Annotated in this window: 14 protein-coding genes and 1 pseudogene; 11 read left to right on the top strand and 4 right to left on the bottom strand. The window is 71.6% G+C overall.

Going from position 1 to position 15,240, the window contains the following annotated elements; translation table 11 throughout:
• The first annotated feature begins 24 nt into the window (after window positions 1-24).
• From PV734_RS36675 to PV734_RS36660, 4 genes are all read left to right on the top strand, one after another.
• Window positions 25-1,236, top strand: coding sequence for a CoA transferase (locus PV734_RS36675; RefSeq protein ID WP_319293741.1), 1,212 nt, complete (start codon window positions 25-27; stop codon window positions 1,234-1,236).
• Complete coding sequence (locus PV734_RS36670; protein WP_319092943.1) at window positions 1,229-2,044, top strand: citryl-CoA lyase; 816 nt, start codon at window positions 1,229-1,231, stop codon at window positions 2,042-2,044. Before PV734_RS36675 ends, PV734_RS36670 begins: the two co-directional genes overlap by 8 nt.
• Complete coding sequence (locus tag PV734_RS36665) at window positions 2,041-2,742, top strand: alpha/beta fold hydrolase (protein ID WP_319293739.1); 702 nt, start codon at window positions 2,041-2,043, stop codon at window positions 2,740-2,742. Before PV734_RS36670 ends, PV734_RS36665 begins: the two co-directional genes overlap by 4 nt.
• 148 nt (window positions 2,743-2,890) lie before the next feature.
• Complete coding sequence (locus PV734_RS36660; protein ID WP_319092945.1) at window positions 2,891-3,664, top strand: polysaccharide deacetylase family protein; 774 nt, start codon at window positions 2,891-2,893, stop codon at window positions 3,662-3,664.
• 96 nt (window positions 3,665-3,760) lie between these two features.
• On the opposite strand, the gene PV734_RS36655 is transcribed toward PV734_RS36660, so the two are convergent.
• The gene (locus tag PV734_RS36655; RefSeq protein WP_319293737.1) at window positions 3,761-6,859 is read right to left on the bottom strand and encodes an FG-GAP-like repeat-containing protein; all 3,099 of its coding nucleotides are present in this window, start codon (window positions 6,857-6,859) and stop codon (window positions 3,761-3,763) included.
• A gap of 236 nt (window positions 6,860-7,095) precedes the next feature.
• Between PV734_RS36655 and PV734_RS36650 the strand changes: the two genes are divergently transcribed.
• The 3 genes from PV734_RS36650 to PV734_RS36640 all read left to right on the top strand — a co-directional run bounded on the left by PV734_RS36650 (window position 7,096) and on the right by PV734_RS36640 (window position 8,129).
• Window positions 7,096-7,389 carry a hypothetical protein gene (locus PV734_RS36650; protein ID WP_319092947.1) on the top strand — a complete coding sequence of 98 codons (294 nt, stop codon included), beginning with the start codon at window positions 7,096-7,098 and terminating at the stop codon, window positions 7,387-7,389.
• Between the two features lie 164 nt (window positions 7,390-7,553).
• On the top strand, window positions 7,554-7,910 hold the full coding sequence (locus PV734_RS36645; protein ID WP_319092948.1) for a PRC-barrel domain-containing protein: 357 nt from the start codon (window positions 7,554-7,556) through the stop codon (window positions 7,908-7,910).
• A gap of 45 nt (window positions 7,911-7,955) precedes the next feature.
• On the top strand, window positions 7,956-8,129 hold the full coding sequence (locus PV734_RS36640) for a hypothetical protein (protein WP_319093067.1): 174 nt from the start codon (window positions 7,956-7,958) through the stop codon (window positions 8,127-8,129).
• 53 nt (window positions 8,130-8,182) lie between these two features.
• On the opposite strand, the gene PV734_RS36635 is transcribed toward PV734_RS36640, so the two are convergent.
• Together PV734_RS36635 and PV734_RS36630 are read right to left on the bottom strand one after the other, a co-directional pair.
• Window positions 8,183-9,778, bottom strand: a complete 1,596-nt coding sequence (locus PV734_RS36635) for an alpha/beta hydrolase (protein WP_319293735.1) — start codon at window positions 9,776-9,778, stop codon at window positions 8,183-8,185.
• A 169-nt stretch (window positions 9,779-9,947) separates the two neighbouring features.
• The gene (locus tag PV734_RS36630; protein WP_319092950.1) at window positions 9,948-11,276 is read right to left on the bottom strand and encodes a phosphatase PAP2 family protein; all 1,329 of its coding nucleotides are present in this window, start codon (window positions 11,274-11,276) and stop codon (window positions 9,948-9,950) included.
• A gap of 434 nt (window positions 11,277-11,710) precedes the next feature.
• Between PV734_RS36630 and PV734_RS36625 the strand changes: the two genes are divergently transcribed.
• Genes PV734_RS36625 through PV734_RS36615 form a run of 3 tightly spaced genes read left to right on the top strand, consistent with a single transcriptional unit; the run spans window position 11,711 to window position 13,762 of the window.
• A complete protein-coding gene (locus PV734_RS36625) occupies window positions 11,711-12,397 on the top strand; it encodes a HemK2/MTQ2 family protein methyltransferase (RefSeq protein WP_319092951.1) in 687 nt (228 codons plus the stop codon).
• Entirely contained in the window at window positions 12,381-12,614 is a 234-nt protein-coding gene (locus tag PV734_RS36620; protein WP_319293733.1) for a CDGSH iron-sulfur domain-containing protein, read from the top strand. The genes PV734_RS36625 and PV734_RS36620 overlap by 17 nt, the downstream gene beginning before the upstream one ends.
• Window positions 12,611-13,762: an iron-containing redox enzyme family protein gene (locus PV734_RS36615; RefSeq protein ID WP_319293731.1), complete on the top strand. Its 1,152-nt coding sequence runs from the start codon at window positions 12,611-12,613 to the stop codon at window positions 13,760-13,762. The genes PV734_RS36620 and PV734_RS36615 overlap by 4 nt, the downstream gene beginning before the upstream one ends.
• 273 nt (window positions 13,763-14,035) lie before the next feature.
• Here the strand turns inward: PV734_RS36615 and PV734_RS36610 are convergent.
• Window positions 14,036-14,500 (bottom strand): annotated as a pseudogene (locus PV734_RS36610) (SRPBCC family protein); the annotation flags it as partial.
• A gap of 128 nt (window positions 14,501-14,628) precedes the next feature.
• Here PV734_RS36610 and PV734_RS36605 point away from each other — a divergent pair.
• The gene (locus PV734_RS36605) at window positions 14,629-15,153 is read left to right on the top strand and encodes an FAD-dependent oxidoreductase (RefSeq protein WP_319293729.1); all 525 of its coding nucleotides are present in this window, start codon (window positions 14,629-14,631) and stop codon (window positions 15,151-15,153) included.
• Window positions 15,154-15,240 lie beyond the last annotated feature (87 nt).

Here is a 15,240-nt window from a genome sequence, read left to right as displayed (position 1 = left end):
CTGTGCGGTCGGAGGGATGGACTCATGGAGATGGCCACAGGGTCGGCAGCTTCCGGCGGGGGCGTCGGGCCGCTGTCCGGGCTGCTGGTCGCCGACTTCTCCCGCGTGCTGGCGGGCCCCTACGCGACGATGCTGCTGGCCGATCTCGGCGCCGAGGTCGTCAAGGTCGAGTCCCCCGCAGGTGACGAGACCCGCGGCTGGATGCCGCCGACCCGGGGTGAGACCTCCACGTACTACCTGGGCGTCAACCGCAACAAGCGCTCCATCGCCCTCGACCTGCGCGCCGAGGACGACGCCGTGGCCGCCCGTGAACTGGCGCACCGCGCGGACGTCGTGATCGAGAACTTCAAGCCGGGCGCGCTCGCGAAGTACGGCCTGGACCACGCGAGTGTCGCGGCCCGCAACCCAGGCGTGGTCTACGCCTCGATCAGCGGCTTCGGGCCCGGCGCGGGCGCGCACGTACCCGGCTACGACCTGATGGTGCAGGCGATCTCCGGCCTGATGAGCCTCACCGGCGACCCCGAGGGCGAGCCCTACCGGGCCGGCATCTCCGTCTTCGACGTGATGGCGGGCAACCACGCGACCATCGGCATCCTCGCCGCGCTGCGGCACCGCGACGCGACGGGCGAGGGCCAGCACGTCGAGGTCAACCTGCTGTCCTCGGCACTGTCCGGCCTGGTCAACCACAGTTCCGCCTACGTGGCCGGCGGCACCGTGCCCTACCGGATGGGCAACGCCCACCCCAGCGTCTTCCCGTACGAGCCCTTCCCCACCGGCGACCGCGATCTGATCGTCGCCGCCGCCAACGACGGCCAGTTCAGGCGGCTGTGCGAGGTCCTCGGCATCCCCGGCATCGCGGACGACCCGAGGTTCGCGCACAACAAGGACCGCACCGCCCGCCGCGAGGAACTCAGGCCTCTGCTGGTCGAGCGGCTCGCCACCCGGGGCGCGGCCGACTGGTTCGACGCCCTGGTCGCCGCCGGGGTGCCGGCCGCCCCCATCAACACCATCGACGGAGGCTTCGCCACGGCCGAGCGCTTCGGACTCGACCCCGTCGTCGAGGTCGGCGAGGGCGAACGGGCCGTCCCCATGGCACGTCACCCGATCTCCTTCTCCGCCACCCCGGCCCGCTACGAGCTGCCGCCACCCGAACTCGACGAGCACGGCCCCGAACTCCGCAAGTGGCTCACGGCACCGAGCGCCTCGCGCACGAACGGGGAGGGCTCGCGTGACTGACCAGCCGCCGTCCTACCCCACCGCGCTGGGCGCCGCCGACCGCACGTCGATCACCCTCCTCGGCACCGACCTGGCCCGCGATGTCATGGGCGAGGTGGGATTCGGTGAACTCGCCTACTGGCTCGCCACCCAGCGCCGCCCCACCCCCGGCCAGGTACGGGTCTTCGAGGCCGTCCTCGCCGCCCTGGCCGACCACGGCTTCACCCCCACCGCGATCGTCACCCGCCTCACCTATCTGTCGGCCCCGGACTCGGTACAGGGCGCGCTCGCCGCCGGGCTGCTCGGCGGCGGCTCCCGCTTCCTCGGGGTCACCGAGGACACCGGGGCCTTCCTCCACGAGGTCATCGAACGCCAACGCGGCCCGCTGCCGGACGACGAGGCGGGATGGGACGTCCTCGCCCTGGACACCGTACGAGCGCGGCGGGCCGCCGGGCTGTTCGTGCCCGGCCTCGGTCATCACGTCCACAAGGACGGCGACCCGCGCACCCCCCGGCTCATGGAGATCGCCGCCGAGGAGAAACAGTTCGGCCCGCACCTGTCGCTGTTCGCCGCGATCGGCCGGACTCACCCCCAACTCCTGGGCAAGATCCTGCCGTTGAACGGCGCCGGAGTGTGCGGAGCGGCCCTGGCCGACCTCGACCTGCCCATCCCGTTGCTGCGCGGCTTCGCCCTGCTGGCCCGTACCGCCGGGCTGATCGGGCAGCTCGCCGAGGAGATGCGCAACCCCGTCGCCAACGACATCTTCCTCTCCGTGGACCTCAACAACCGGCCCGTCGACCCCGATCCGCACCCCGGCAACCTGCCGTGAGCCGGTCCCCGGCGCGCGAGCCCGTCGTCGTCCTCGTCCACGGCGCCCACCACGGCTCCTGGTGCTGGGAGGAGGTGACCGACCGGCTGCGCACGGCCGGCGTCCGCACCCGGGCCGTCGATCTGCCGTTCACGTCCTTCGCCGAGGACACCGAGGCCGTCCGCGCAGCCGTGAACGAGGCGGCACCGCACGGCCCCGTGCTGCTGGTCGCGCACAGCTACGGCGGCCTGCCCGTCTCCGCCGGCGGGCACGCGGCGGCACGCCTGGTGCACATCGCCGCGCGGATGCCGCTGCCCGGTGAGTCCCCGGCCGGGCTGACGCCCACCTGGAACGACTCCGCCTTCCACCGTTCCGTACGGAAAGCCCCCGACGGCACGGTGACCCTGCTGCCGTCCGCCAGTGAGGCGCTCTACTCAGCCACGCCTCCCCGGCACGCCGAGCGTGCGGCGGCACTCTGGCGGCCGATGCGCAGCCGCGTGCCGGACACGCCCCTCGACGACCCGGCGTGGCTGACCGTCCCCAACGCGTACGTCGTGTGCGGCGCGGACCGGACCGTACGGCCCGAGGCCCAGCGCGTCTGCGCGGACCGTGCCGACGTACGCCTCGAACTCGACTGCGACCACTCGCCGTTCTACTCCGCGCCCGAGCAACTGGCCCGGTTTCTCGCCGCGCAGGCCGCCCTTCCCGAACTCCGTTGAGAGGGAGAGCCGCCCGGTTGTCCGCGAACCACACCGGAATTGTCCTTGATCGGTAACGGACGCATCCTCCGGCCGCTTTTCCTCGTCATGTCAGGTGGTCGCGAGGTGACCGACGATCGGCGTGGAACTGCGGGAAAGCGGGGCGGACATGGCACGGCACAGTGGCGGGCGAGGCTGGTACACCAAGGTACTCGGCGCCGCGCTCGGGGTGACGTTGCTCGCCACGGGTGCCTCGATGTGGACCGCGCAGGCCGGTGCCGTGGGCGGTTCGACGCCGAAGACCACCACAGCGGCCAAGCCGGCCAGTCCCGTCAAGCCGGTCGCGGTGACCATCGTGCACGCCTCCGACAAGGGGGCGCGCGGCGTCAACATCACCATCGACGACGGCCCCGACCCCGAGTGGACCCCCCAAGTACTCGACGTGCTGCGGGAGTTCGGCGTGAAGGCCACCTTCTGCATGGTGGGGACGCAGGCGGAGGCCCACCCCGACCTCGTGAAGAAGGTCGTCGCGGCCGGGCACCGGCTGTGCGACCACTCGGTGTCGCACGACACCACCATGGACAAGAAGTCCGAGGCCTATCAGTCGCAGCAGATCCTCGACGCCGAACGCATGATCACCGAGGCGTCCGGGGGCGTACGCCCGATGTACTACCGCGCGCCCGGCGGCGCGTTCACCCCCTACAGCCGCAAGCTCGCCGCTTCCCGGGGCATGCGCCCGCTCGGCTGGAACGTCGACACCAAGGACTTCGAGCGGCCGGGCACGGACGCCATCGTCGCCACCGTCGAGCGGGAACTGCCCAACGGGCCGACGCTCCTCTTCCACGACGCGGGCGGCGACCGCTCCCAGACCGTCGAGGCCCTGCGCCAGGTCCTCCCCCGGCTCAAGGAGCAGGGTTACGTCTTCGGCTTCCCGGTGCGCTGAGCCCAACTGTCCCTCTACACCTGACAACCTCGGGGCCCGGTCGCGGAAGTCGCGGCCGGGCCTCGTGGTCGTCAGATGGTTGTTGGTCGAGGTCGGTCAGTACAGGCCGGTGTAGGCGTTCCAGCCGGTGGCGATGCGGGTCTTCGCACCGAAGGTCGCGGCGCCCGTGCCGTTCCAGCGCCACAGGGCGCCCGCACTGTCCCGGCCCACCAGGTCGGGACGGCCGTCACCGGTCAGGTCACCGGGTACGGCAAGGGCGGTGACGCTGATCCCGCCCGCGATACGGACCCGGGCACCGAAGGCACCCTTGCCGTTGCCGAACCACCGCCACAGCACACCCGCACGGTCCAGGCCGACCATGTCGCCGACACCGTCGGCGTTCAGGTCACCCGCGCCGACCAGGCGGGTGTAGCCGCCCTGGCCCGCGACCAGCTTCACCGGTGCCTCCAGGCCGCCCTTGCCGTCGGCGGAGTAGCGCCACAGCACGCCCGCCCTGTCACGGGCGACCAGGTCGGCGCGACCGTCACCGGTCAGGTCACCGGGGGACGTCAGCACGTCGTACGCGCCGAAACCGGTGCCCAGCAGACGGTGCGGACCCGTCGGCGTGAACGCCTTGCCGCAGCTGCCGTCGTACCGGCTCAGCCGCCCGGCGGAGTCCCGGACCAGGAGGTCGTTGCACGCGTCCCCGCTCAGGTCACCGAACGGCACGAACGTCGACGAGGTGGGCCAGCCACCCGCCAACGCCTTGTGCGCGGTGTCGATCGTGCCGCGCCCCGTACCGGGCTGGATGGCCAGCCGACCCGCGCTGTCGAAGGTGACCAGGTCACCAATACCGTCCCGGCCGAAGTCATGACGCTCCAGCGACCGTACGGGGACCTGCTTGTCGTAGAGCACCGTTTCCGTCGTCGCCGTGCCGTTCGCGGCCCGGGCGGTCAGCTTCACCCGGTAGGTACCGGTACCGACCAGCGTCCCGTTCTCGGTACGTCCGTCCCAGGTCGCGGTGAGCTTCCCGAGCGCCGGACCACCGGTGACGGTCCGTACGACGGCGCCACCCGGGGCGGTGACGGTCAGTTTCCAGCTCGCGGCGGGCCTGTTCAGGTGCCAGGTGCCCGCGAAGCCGCCGCCCTGGCGCAGGTCCACGGAGGCCGGGACGGTCGCGTCGGTCGCCGCGAACGGGGAGGTGGTCACCTGCGGCCACTTCACCGTCACATCACCGGACGCCGTCTGATAGGCGACCGGGCCGCCGAACCGGTCCACGTTCCAGAACCGGCCACGCAGATCGGCGGGAGCGAGCGGCGGGGACGGCAGCGGGCCCAGTTCCTCGGTCCCGGCCCGGCCGGCGGGGACCGCGCTCAGCAAGTAGGTGACCAGCAGCTTGTCCGACTCGTCGTCCTGGGTGACCAGATAACCGTCGCCCAGCTGTCCGTAGCCTCGCGGCACGTCCTGCACCCACTGCTTCTCCTGGTCGTACACCCCCGCCCGCCCGTTCGGACCGCAGGACCAGTACACGTACTGACCCACCACCTGCAGCTCGGTCACCTTGCAGGGCAGGTCGGACGTCACGGTGTCCAGCTTCCGCATCGAAGGCAGCGAGAACCTGTCGAACACGGTCGAGCTCCCGCTGTACCTGGCCGTCCACAGGGTGCTCCCCCACAGGGCGGTGGCCGGCCAGGAGCCGGTGGCCAGCACCTTGTTCCCGTCCCGCACCTGTGTGGTGTCGCCCACGCGGACCACCCTGTACGAGCCGGACGCCGCCTCGACCGCTGTCACCCCGTCGGGGTGGGTGACCTGGCTCTCACCTGTGCCGGTGAGCCGCAGGCACTCCTTGTAGCACGCGACGTGGATGGTCGCGTCGGGGCCGTCGAGGCCGTCGGGATCCGGCACCTCGTACCCGAGGTCGCCGAGGTTCTCCGGCGGTGCGGCCGTCAGCGTGCCGTCGGCCGACAGGGAGAGCGCGGAGGCGGTGAGATCGGTGTCGGTCGGCGGGCCGGTCCCGTCCACGCGCTCGGTGCCGAGCAGCACCCGCCCCTGGTCGACCGCGACGCCCCCGACCTCGTACACCGAGACCGCGGGCAGCGGTGACACCGGCTCGACGGCCGGAGCTCCGTCCGGGCCCAGGGCGATGTGCTGGACCGCCCAGTGGTCGGCGTCCGTGCCGCCCTCGATGGAGAGAGCGCCGTCGTCGCCGTCCACGAAGTCGCCGGTCGAGGCGGCCAGCAGCGTCCGCGCCGGACCACCGGTCACCGGCACCGCGAGGATCGCCTTCTTGCCGGTGTCGGGGTAGAGCACCCAGTCGCCGATCACGCGGGCCTTGTCGAGGACGGATTCCGGAACGTCGATCGGACGTGCGGGCGTCGCCGGATGCTCGCGGTCGACGACGTACAGGCGCGGGTTTCGGAAGTCCTTGTCGACCCCCTGGAAGAGCACCTTGTCATCGGCCAGGTGGCCCTCGTTCAGGACGCCGAAGTCGTCGGTCGGCACGAGCGTCATCGCGGCGGTGTCGAAGTCGAGCAGCGCGGTGAGCCAGCCGTCCTGGTTGTCGATGTCGCCGTCGTGGTCGGTGTCGGACCTGTACGAGAACGCGGCCCCCCGCCTGTCGGCCACGCCGGCGAGGGCGTACCCGCCGAGGCCGTCCACCCCGCCGCTCACCAGCCGGTCGACCGGCTTCCCGCCGCCCACCGGCATCTCCAGCAGGTGGAGCGTCCACTTCCCGTCGACCTTGCGGTTGACCAGCACTCGGTTCTCGGCGAAGGCACCGCTGACCCCGTCACCGGCGTTCAGGTAGAACCGCGTCGCCACGCCGGTGGAGTAGCGCCGGATCTGTACCACGTTCGGCGTCCCCTCGGCCCTTTCCAGCCCGAGGCCGCCGTTGTACGCGAGCGGACGTTCACGGCTCGGGAAATCCCTGGTCGAGCCGTCGCGGCCGACCCACCTCGCAGGGGTCTCGGAACTGTACGTGTCCGGTATGGACAGATACCCGGAGTCGTCGGCAGCGGTCATGAACGCCTGTCGCGGCGCCGTCCGGTGCGTGCCGGTCAGCGTGACGGTCGGCATGTCCTCGCCGTCCGCCGCGACGGCCGGCCCCGACGCGAACTGCAGCAGCCCGGCCGTCATCGCCAGAACGGCGGCACCCGAGACCGCCCCGGCCTTCGACCGTCCCCTTCTTCGCGCCGTACGCGGAGTCGTGCGTCTCAAGCGTTCCACCCCCATGTGTCATCCCGGTCAGTGCGGCGGCGATGAGTGACGGTCACCGTCAGGAACGGGCGCCGGCTCATGCCGCGCCTTGTCAGACTCCCGCCGACGCGAACGGTTGTACGGGCATCAGTCAGCGTCGGGATTCATGCGGACGGCCTGCTCCACTGGCAGCCCGCCGCCCGTGCTGGTGGACTCCGAACAGCAGGCACTGCCATCGATCGAGAGCGGTTCTCGCCATGCCGATCATCATCACGTTCGACTTCCCGGGCACGACTCAGGCCCAGTACGAACAGGTCACCAACCGGATGACCGGGGGGCGCCCTCTCGAGAAGGCCTCGGACTGGCCCGTGCCGGGACTGATCTCCCACGCCACCGGCCCCAGCCCGACCGGCTGGTTCGTGACGGACGTCTGGGAGTCCGAGGACGCGTTCCGGCAGTTCGGGGAGAAACTCGCCCCTCTCCTGCGGGAAGCCGGAATCCCCGAAACGGAACCGAAGATCTACCAGGCCTTCAATGTGGTGAGCGGCTAGCACCTGTCCGGCCCATCCGGTCGCCGGAAAGCCGCGACGGCCGTCCCGGCGCGTGCATGCCCTCGGGCCCCGAGGGCACTCGGTACACCGGTACCCCGGCATCCGGCCGGTCCGCGTCGGGGCCGTCGCACCACCCGCCGGGGCACGCAGACAGGGAGCAGGGCATGATCCGTTCAGCCGACATCCGCGAGTGGCGCAACCACGACGTGATCGACACGAAGCAGCGCAGGATCGGCATCCTCGAAGCCGTCTACGTGGACACGGCCACCGACGAACCCGCCATGGCCACCGTCCGGACCGGGCTGCCCACCCGCCACCGGCTGGTCTTCGTACCCCTCGACGACGTGGTCCTCGGACCGGGCTACGTCAAGGTGTCCTACTCCAAGGCGGAGGTACGCAACGCCCCGTCGATCGGGACGGACGACGTACTCCCCGCCGAGCAGGAGGCGGAGATCTTCCAGCACTACGGCATGACGTACCAGCCGGGAGCGGGAGGCGAACGTCAGCTCGCCCGCCGCTGAACGCACGCACACCCACACGCACACGGCACTGAGGAGGTGGTCGGCGTGATGGCGCTCTTCCTGCTGCTGATCCTGGTGGCCGTCATCCTGGGAATCATCGGGGTGACGGCCTCGGGCCTGGGGTACCTCCTGGCCATCGGCATCGTGATCTTCGCCGCCGACCTGATCTTCTTCGGGGCGCGGGTGACCCGGCGCGCCAGGCGGCGGCCCCTCCGGTGACCGCGGGGCCCGGCGATCACCTCATCGCCGCGCCCCGCCAAACCCCCGGGTCGTCATCCGGAAGACCTCTCGCAGGTGACGTCGGCCGACGGCAGACGGCCGGTCGCGAGGTAGGTGTTGACCGTCGTGTCGACGCAGGAGTTGCCGAAGACGCCGTACACGGCGTGCTGGTCCGCGCCCCGCAGGGTGACCAGCCGGGCGGAGGGCCAGTTGCCGCGCACGGTCTTCGCGCTCTCGTACGTGGTGCGCGGGTCGCCGGTCGCGTTGACGAGCAGGGCGGGCAGGTCACCGCGGATCGTGGTCGGACGTTCACGCGGCGCGTCCCAGAACGCGCAGGGCCCGATGTTGTTCGTGACGGGTCCGAACAACGCGTCCTTCGTACGGGCGCGCCGCACATCACGCCAGTACGTCTGCGGGTCGCGCGGCGCTGCCACGTCGCCGCACAGGATCGCCGTCTGGACGCTGCCGTACGAGGAGTCGGAGCCGGTCAGGAGGAAGCCGAGCGCGTCGGCCAGCCAGGGTGACGGGGTCACCGGTCGGCCGGCGGCGGCGCGCCGCAGATCCCGCACCGCCTCGGCGAAGGCGCCGTAGGCGGCGTCGTTGTCCTGCGAGAGACCGTTGAGGACGACGACGGGCAGCAGGCTCGCGTCCACCCGCAGGCCGCCGATCGACAGCGGCTTACGTCCGGCGGCGGCCTGGACACGGTCGACCGCCGCCAGGACCGCGCTCCTTGTGCCGCCCAGACCGTACGTGGTGTTCCGGTCGGCGGCCCAGGCCGCCCAGCCCTCCAGGGCGTGCCGGTTGGCCCGTTCCGAGCCGCGCAGCAGCCGGGGGCCGTAGCGGTCGGGGGCGATGACGCCGTCGAGGACGACCCTGTCGGTGCGGCCGGGGAACATCGTGGCGTACACCTGGCCGAGGTAACTGCCGTACGAGTAACCGAGATAGGAGATCCGGCGCTCGCCGAGCGCCGCCCGGATCACGTCCATGTCGCGCGCGGTGTTACGGGTGGTGACGTAGGGCAGGACATCACCTTCGTTCGTCCGGCAGCGGCGGGCGAGTTCCCCGGCGAACGCCGCCGAGCGGCCGAAGTCGGCGCGGTCGGTCCCCGCCCCCCGGATGAAGGAACCGGTGGGCCAGTGACAGTCCAGCGGTGTGCTGCGGCCGACGAAACGGGGGTCCACGCCCACCACGTCGTAGCGTTCGGCGACCTGCTTCATCGACGTGCGCACCCAGGGCGGGTCGCCGAGGGTCTGCCCGCCCGGGCCACCCCCGTTGAGCAGCAGCGCGCCGACGCGGTGGGCGGTGTCGGTGCCCCGGATACGCGAGATCGCGACGGTGATCGTACGGCCGCCCGGGTCGTCGTAGTTCAGCGGGACGGTGACGTCGGCGCAGCGGGCGCCCGCCTGTTCCAGTTCCTTGCCGGTCGTGTCGTCGGGTCCGAGCAGGCAGCTCTTCCAGGCGAGGTTCTGGTGGTGGAAGCGGGCCAGGGGGTCAGCTGCCGCCGTCCGGACGGGTTGCGCGGCGGCGGGCGACGCGGCGAGGGTCAGCGCGGTCGCGACGGAGGTTCCGGTGACGAGAACGGTGGCCGCCAGCAGGGCCGCGAGGCCCGCGCGCCTGCCGGAGTGGGAGGTCGGTAACAAGGTCGGCATGTGACATCACGCTAGGCACGATTCGCCGCGTGATCACTCCGGCAGGCTGGTGCTTCCGAGCTGGGGCCGGCCCGAGCCGAAAGCCGGGAGGAAGCCCCCTGGACGGCTGGATCGTCTGTTGGTAGAAGCGGTCCGGGACACGGGAGGCGACCCGCCCTCAGAGCGGCCTTCAGACCAGTTCGAGTCGCCGTTCCGGCTGCCAGGCCGACGCGGGCTTCGGGTCCCACTTCCTGGTGGTCCGTATGTAGCCGTCGATCACCGAGAGCATCGCCAGGACGAGAAGGGGCCCGAACACCCACGGCAGGTCGGCCATCCGCGTCGGCAGATAGCGGTACGACACCAGAAGCGCGACGAACACCGTCGTGCCGTGGGCGACCAGCCTGGTCGCCGACCGGTCCCAGCCTCGGTCGAGCGAGCGCAGAGCCGCCTCCACCGTGAGCGCGAACACCACACCGGCCAGGAGATCCGCGCCGTAGTGGTAGCCGAAGCCCAGCGTCGCGGAGACCGTGGCGACCAGCCAGAACGTGCCCGCGTAGCGCAGGAACCGTGGGCCCTTGCGGGAGTGGACGAAGATCACGGTGGCCCAGGCGGTGTGCAGGCTCGGCATGCAGTTGCGGGGCGTGATCCCGTCGTACGCCATGGGTTTCGGGGTGCCGACCGGCAGCGGTACGTCCGGCCACAGGTTGGCCACCGCCCAGTGGCCGCCGCCCGTGCCGAAGGCGCCGGGGCCGTAGGCGAAGACCGGTCCCACGACGGGGAAGACCATGTAGACGGCCGGGCCGAGGAGGCCGATCGCCAGGAACGTACGCACCACGTGGTGGCCGGGGAAACGGCCTTCGGCCGCCACGTTGCGCAGCTGGTACAGCGCGACGCAGACCGCGGCCACCGCGAGCTGGATGTAGACCCAGTCGAGGAGGTGGGTGCCGATCGGGCCCGTGGCCCTGACGATCCGGCCCGCCAGCCAGGACGGGTCGCCGAGCGCGTGGTCGGCGGTCGCCACGTACTGGTCGAGCACCGTCGGGCGGGTCTTCGACGTGATCAGCAGCCAGGTGTCGCCCGCCTTGCGCCCGGCCACCAGCAGCAGACCGAGCCCCACGCCCTTCAGCAACAGCATCCGCTCCTGGCCGGTCCGGCGGGTGACGGCGATGACCGCACAGCCCAGCATCACCCACAGCGCGCCGTTGCCGAAGCAGTGGCTCCCGGACACCTCGGCGCCGGCCGCCCACCGCACCAGCAGGAAGACGGCGTCGACACCGATCGCGACACCGACGGCGACGAACCGTTGCCGCCAGGTGAGCACCACCATCATCAGCGCCATGCTCGCGTACAGCAGCGGCCCCGACTTGGGGGGATACACGACTTCCTGCAACTGGTTGGTGACCGGCCCCGGCAGGCCGTAGTGACGCGCGGCGATCTCCAGCGCGACCAGGAACCCGAGCGCCGCCACACCCGCCACGAGCCAGAGGGTGTTTATTCGCGAGAACACTCGTGGCGGCATTTATGACTTCCCATTCGATGTGCCGGACTCTTGTCCGTCAGAGGCTCCCGACAGATGAAGATGGACGGAGCACGCTCCTGGTTCCGGCCTCAGAACTCTCCCCCACTGTCCCCCGCTGTGCCCCGTGTCCCGCTGTCCGCCCGCCACAGCGAAAGCACAGGAGGACCGCCAGGACGATACTCCAGGTGGGGGATGCGGTGAAGTCCCGGTGAAGCCGAGACGGCCGACAGGTCATGCCCGGGGCACCAGCTCCGGCTCGTCCCGGGACCGGTGGCGGGAGCCGACGGCATGCCCGTCGCCCGTTACGTCTGCGGCCAGTGGGTACTCGTGGGCCGACTGTCCCCGATGTCGGAGCGATCGTGCGAGCACCTGTCAGCAACTGCACCCTCAAGAAGTCCCCCCGAGCCCTCCCCCACACGGACTGAGAGGGCCCCATGACCGTCGAAGCCGAACCCCTCACCACCACCCCCCGACTCCGCTACTGGGTGCCCCCGGGCGTGTACGCGCCCCAGACCGACACCCGGCTCATGCGGCAGGCGATCCGCCGCGAGGTCGTCACGGAGCGGACGGACGTACTGGACCTCGGCACCGGAAGCGGCCTGCTCGCCGTCGAGGCGGCCCGGCTCGGCGGGCGGGTCACCGCCGTCGACATCTCCTGGCGGGCGCTCGCCACCGCCCGGCTGAACGCCCTGCTGAACGGCCAGACCCTCCGGGTGCGCCACGGCGACCTGGCCGAAGCCGTGCCCGGCCGCCGCTTCGACCTGGTGATCAGCAACCCGCCGTACGTGCCCGCCCCGGACACCGCGCCGCCCCGGGGCCCCGCCAGGGCCTGGGACGCCGGAAGGGACGGGCGGCTGCTGATCGACCGTATCTGCGACAGCGCGCCGACGGTCCTGCGGCCGAAGGGGACCCTGCTGATGGTCCACTCGCACCTGTGCGGCGTCGACACGACGCTGACCCGCCTGGAGCGGGCCGGGCTGCGCGCGGAGGTCACCGGCCGGGCCAGGCTGCCCTACGGCCGCGTACTGCGTTCCCGGCTCACCTGGCTGCGGGACCAGGGACTGACCGACCCCGAGGGAACGACGGAGGAGCTGGTGGTGATCCGTGCCGAACACATCTGAACGACCCCGCCGTGTCCGCGTCCAGCGCGACGGCCCCCTGCTCGTCGAGGGCCCGGTCGAGGTGGTGGGCGAGGACGGCGAGGTGGCCGTCTCCGACCGCTTCACCGTGGCGCTCTGCACCTGCCGTCGCAGCCGCGACTTCCCCTGGTGCGACACCAGCCACCGTCGCCGCCGCAAACCGGAAGCCGGGGAGAGGGACGGGGGCGACACCTCATGACCGGCGCCACCTCCCCCACCTCCCCCTCCGTCTCCTCCGTCTCCTCCGTCTCCTCCGTCTCCTCCGTCTCCTCCACCGTCCCCTCCGGCGTCTCCCGCCCTTCCTCCGGCCTCTCCCGGCAGCAGTTCCGGCTCCTGCCCCCGCCGCTGCCCGAGCCGCGCGGCCCGCTCTCCGCCGCGGTGACGGCGCGCCTGCGAGGTTCGGACCCCGGGAACGCCCCGATTCCCGTGCCGCCTCCCGAGAGCTGCTCCCCGTACGGCGACGACCTCCAACTCACCCTGTACGTCCTCTACGAGCTGCACTACCAGGGCTTCGAGGGCGTCCCGGACAACCTGGAGTGGGACAGCGTCCTGCTGGCCTGCCGCGGTGAGATCGAGGACCGCTTCCTGAGCGCGCTGCGCACGGACCTGCCCGTCGACGGCGCGGAGACCGCCGAACAGGCACTGGACGAACTCCAGATCGAACCCGTCGGCGACGACGGCAGCGGGGTCTCCTACTTCCTCCGGGACGAGGGCACCCTCGACCACGTGCGCGCGTACGCGGCGGTGCGCTCCCTCTACCACCTCAAGGAAGCGGACCCGCACGCCTGGGTCATCCCCCGGCTCCACGGGCGGGCCAAGGCGGCCATGGTCGCCGTGGAGTTCGACGAGTTCGGCGGTGGCCGCGCCGACGAGATCCACGCGCAGTTGTTCGCCGACCTCATGGCGGACCTGGGGCTGGACACCACGTACGGCCACTACGTCGACGCGGCACCGGCCGAGATGCTCGCCACCGTCAACCTGATGTCCCTGTTCGGGCTGCACCGCGCGCTGCGCGCGGCGCTCGTCGGCCACTTCGCCACCGTCGAGGTGACCTCGTCACCGGCCTCGCGCCGTCTCGCCGAGGCGATGCGCCGGGTGGGCGCCGGCCCGGCGGCCGAGCGGTTCTACACCGAGCACGTGACGGCCGACGCGGTGCACGAGCAGGTCGTGCGGCACGACGTCGTCGGCGGCCTGCTGGAGGGCGAACCGCAGCTGGACGCCGACGTGGTGTTCGGGATCCGGGCGACGGTCCACCTTGAGGACCGCCTCGCGGACACGCTCCTCGGCGCCTGGCGCGAGGGCGCCACCGGCCTGCGCGGCGAGGTTCCCTTGGGCCCACGCCGGTAGACGCACGCGCTCGCCCCTCCACGCCGGTTGCGTGGAAGGGCGAGCGCGCCGGATGCCGGGCTCCCTGGCCGGACTCCCTGGTCAGATGAGCGGACCGCCCGGGCCGGGTGCGCCCGGGGTGCCACGGGTACCGGATCCGGGGACGCCGGGGGTGCCGGGGATCCTGGACGTTCCGGTGCTGCCCGGCGTTCCGGGGGTGCCGGGCGTGGTGGGCATACCCGTCGCTCCGGGGACACCGGGTGTCGCGGTGGGAGGTGTCGCGGTCGCGCCGGCGCCGGGGTCGCCGGGCTTGATGCGGCCTCGCCAGGCGCCCGTCTCTCCGCCGCGCTCCTCGACGTAGTCCTTGAAGCGGTGCAGGTCGCCCTTGACGCGTCGGTCGATCATGCCGAGCGCGTCCGCGCCCTTCTCGACCATGCCGGTGGGCTCGACCTCCATCGTGAGCTCCACCCGGGTGTGCGTCTCGTCGATGCGCTCGAACCGCACGGATCCGCGCTGGTGGGTGTCGCCGCCGACGGACCGCCAGGTGATCCGGTCGTCCGCCAGCTGGTCGACGATCTCGGTGTCGAACTCGCGCTTCACGCCACCGATCTTGGTGGTCCAGTGGTTGTGCCGCTCGTCGAGCTGCCTGACCTCCTCGACGCCCTCCATGAACTTCGGGAACTCCTCGAACTGAGTCCACTGGTTGTAGGCGGTGTGGACGGGAACCTCGACGTCCACTGCTTCCTTGACCGTGCTCATGCTTTCCTCCTCATTTGAGGTGTTGGCGGGCATTGGCGGTCTTCCGCACGACCTCGGGTACCCAGGCCGACGGAATGAAGACCTCACCGTCGGGGCGTATCGCGTGACACGAGGGGCACTCGGCCGCCATGAACCCGAACCGGAATCCAGGGCTCCTACTGGCTGGAGACCGCGTCGCCGCCGGGGTCACCGGCCGCACGACGGCCGAGCTGACCGCCCAGTACACCCTGATCCACGACCATCTGCGCCGCACCCGCGGCCCCGAGGGCGCCCGTCTGTACGCGCGCTCACAGACCGAGGCGATCGAGTACGCCGCCGGACTCGTCGACGCACTGGGCATCGACTGCGGGTGGGAGGAGGCGGCGGCCCTCACCTGCGCCGAGGATCCACGGCACGTCGCCGAGCTGCGGGCGGAGGCCGAGCCGCGCGGGATGGCGGGCCTCCCGGCCGAGTTCGTGACCGGCACCGACCTGCCCTTCGCGGTCGCCCATCTCGGCTGCGTCGTGGCCTTCAACGACGCGGAGCAGGCGTGGGAGTGCCCGTGCCACGGCTCCCGGTTCGCCCCGGACGGACGGATCCTCCAGGGACCCGCGGTACGCCCGCTGGAGAAGCGCGACATCCCGCAGCCGGAGCAGGCCTCCGCGGAGTCGTAACCCCGGTCCTCTCGGTCTTTGCGGTGGCATGGCCGATTTTTTGTCCGTGGTCGACCTGCTTGTGAACCAACCCGGGGCTGTCCTGAG

Origin of the sequence: Streptomyces sp. AK08-02, from assembly GCF_033795085.1 — a bacterium.
Lineage (GTDB): Bacteria > Actinomycetota > Actinomycetes > Streptomycetales > Streptomycetaceae > Streptomyces > Streptomyces echiniscabiei.
The sequence above is the reverse complement of the archived record's forward strand: the minus strand, read 5'-3'. Positions and strand labels throughout refer to the sequence as shown.

What these genes read in the sequence shown, in the direction of transcription:
- PV734_RS36675 (WP_319293741.1), top strand. Translation starts at nt 25, where the DNA reads ATGGAGATGGCCACAGGGTCGGCAGCTTCCGGCGGGGGCGTCGGGCCG.
- PV734_RS36660 (WP_319092945.1), top strand. Translation starts at nt 2,891, where the DNA reads ATGGCACGGCACAGTGGCGGGCGAGGCTGGTACACCAAGGTACTCGGC.
- PV734_RS36650 (WP_319092947.1), top strand. Translation starts at nt 7,096, where the DNA reads ATGCCGATCATCATCACGTTCGACTTCCCGGGCACGACTCAGGCCCAG.
- PV734_RS36645 (WP_319092948.1), top strand. Translation starts at nt 7,554, where the DNA reads ATGATCCGTTCAGCCGACATCCGCGAGTGGCGCAACCACGACGTGATC.
- PV734_RS36635 (WP_319293735.1), bottom strand. Translation starts at nt 9,778, where the DNA reads ATGCCGACCTTGTTACCGACCTCCCACTCCGGCAGGCGCGCGGGCCTC.
- PV734_RS36630 (WP_319092950.1), bottom strand. Translation starts at nt 11,276, where the DNA reads ATGCCGCCACGAGTGTTCTCGCGAATAAACACCCTCTGGCTCGTGGCG.
- PV734_RS36625 (WP_319092951.1), top strand. Translation starts at nt 11,711, where the DNA reads ATGACCGTCGAAGCCGAACCCCTCACCACCACCCCCCGACTCCGCTAC.
- PV734_RS36615 (WP_319293731.1), top strand. Translation starts at nt 12,611, where the DNA reads ATGACCGGCGCCACCTCCCCCACCTCCCCCTCCGTCTCCTCCGTCTCC.
- PV734_RS36605 (WP_319293729.1), top strand. Translation starts at nt 14,629, where the DNA reads ATGAACCCGAACCGGAATCCAGGGCTCCTACTGGCTGGAGACCGCGTC.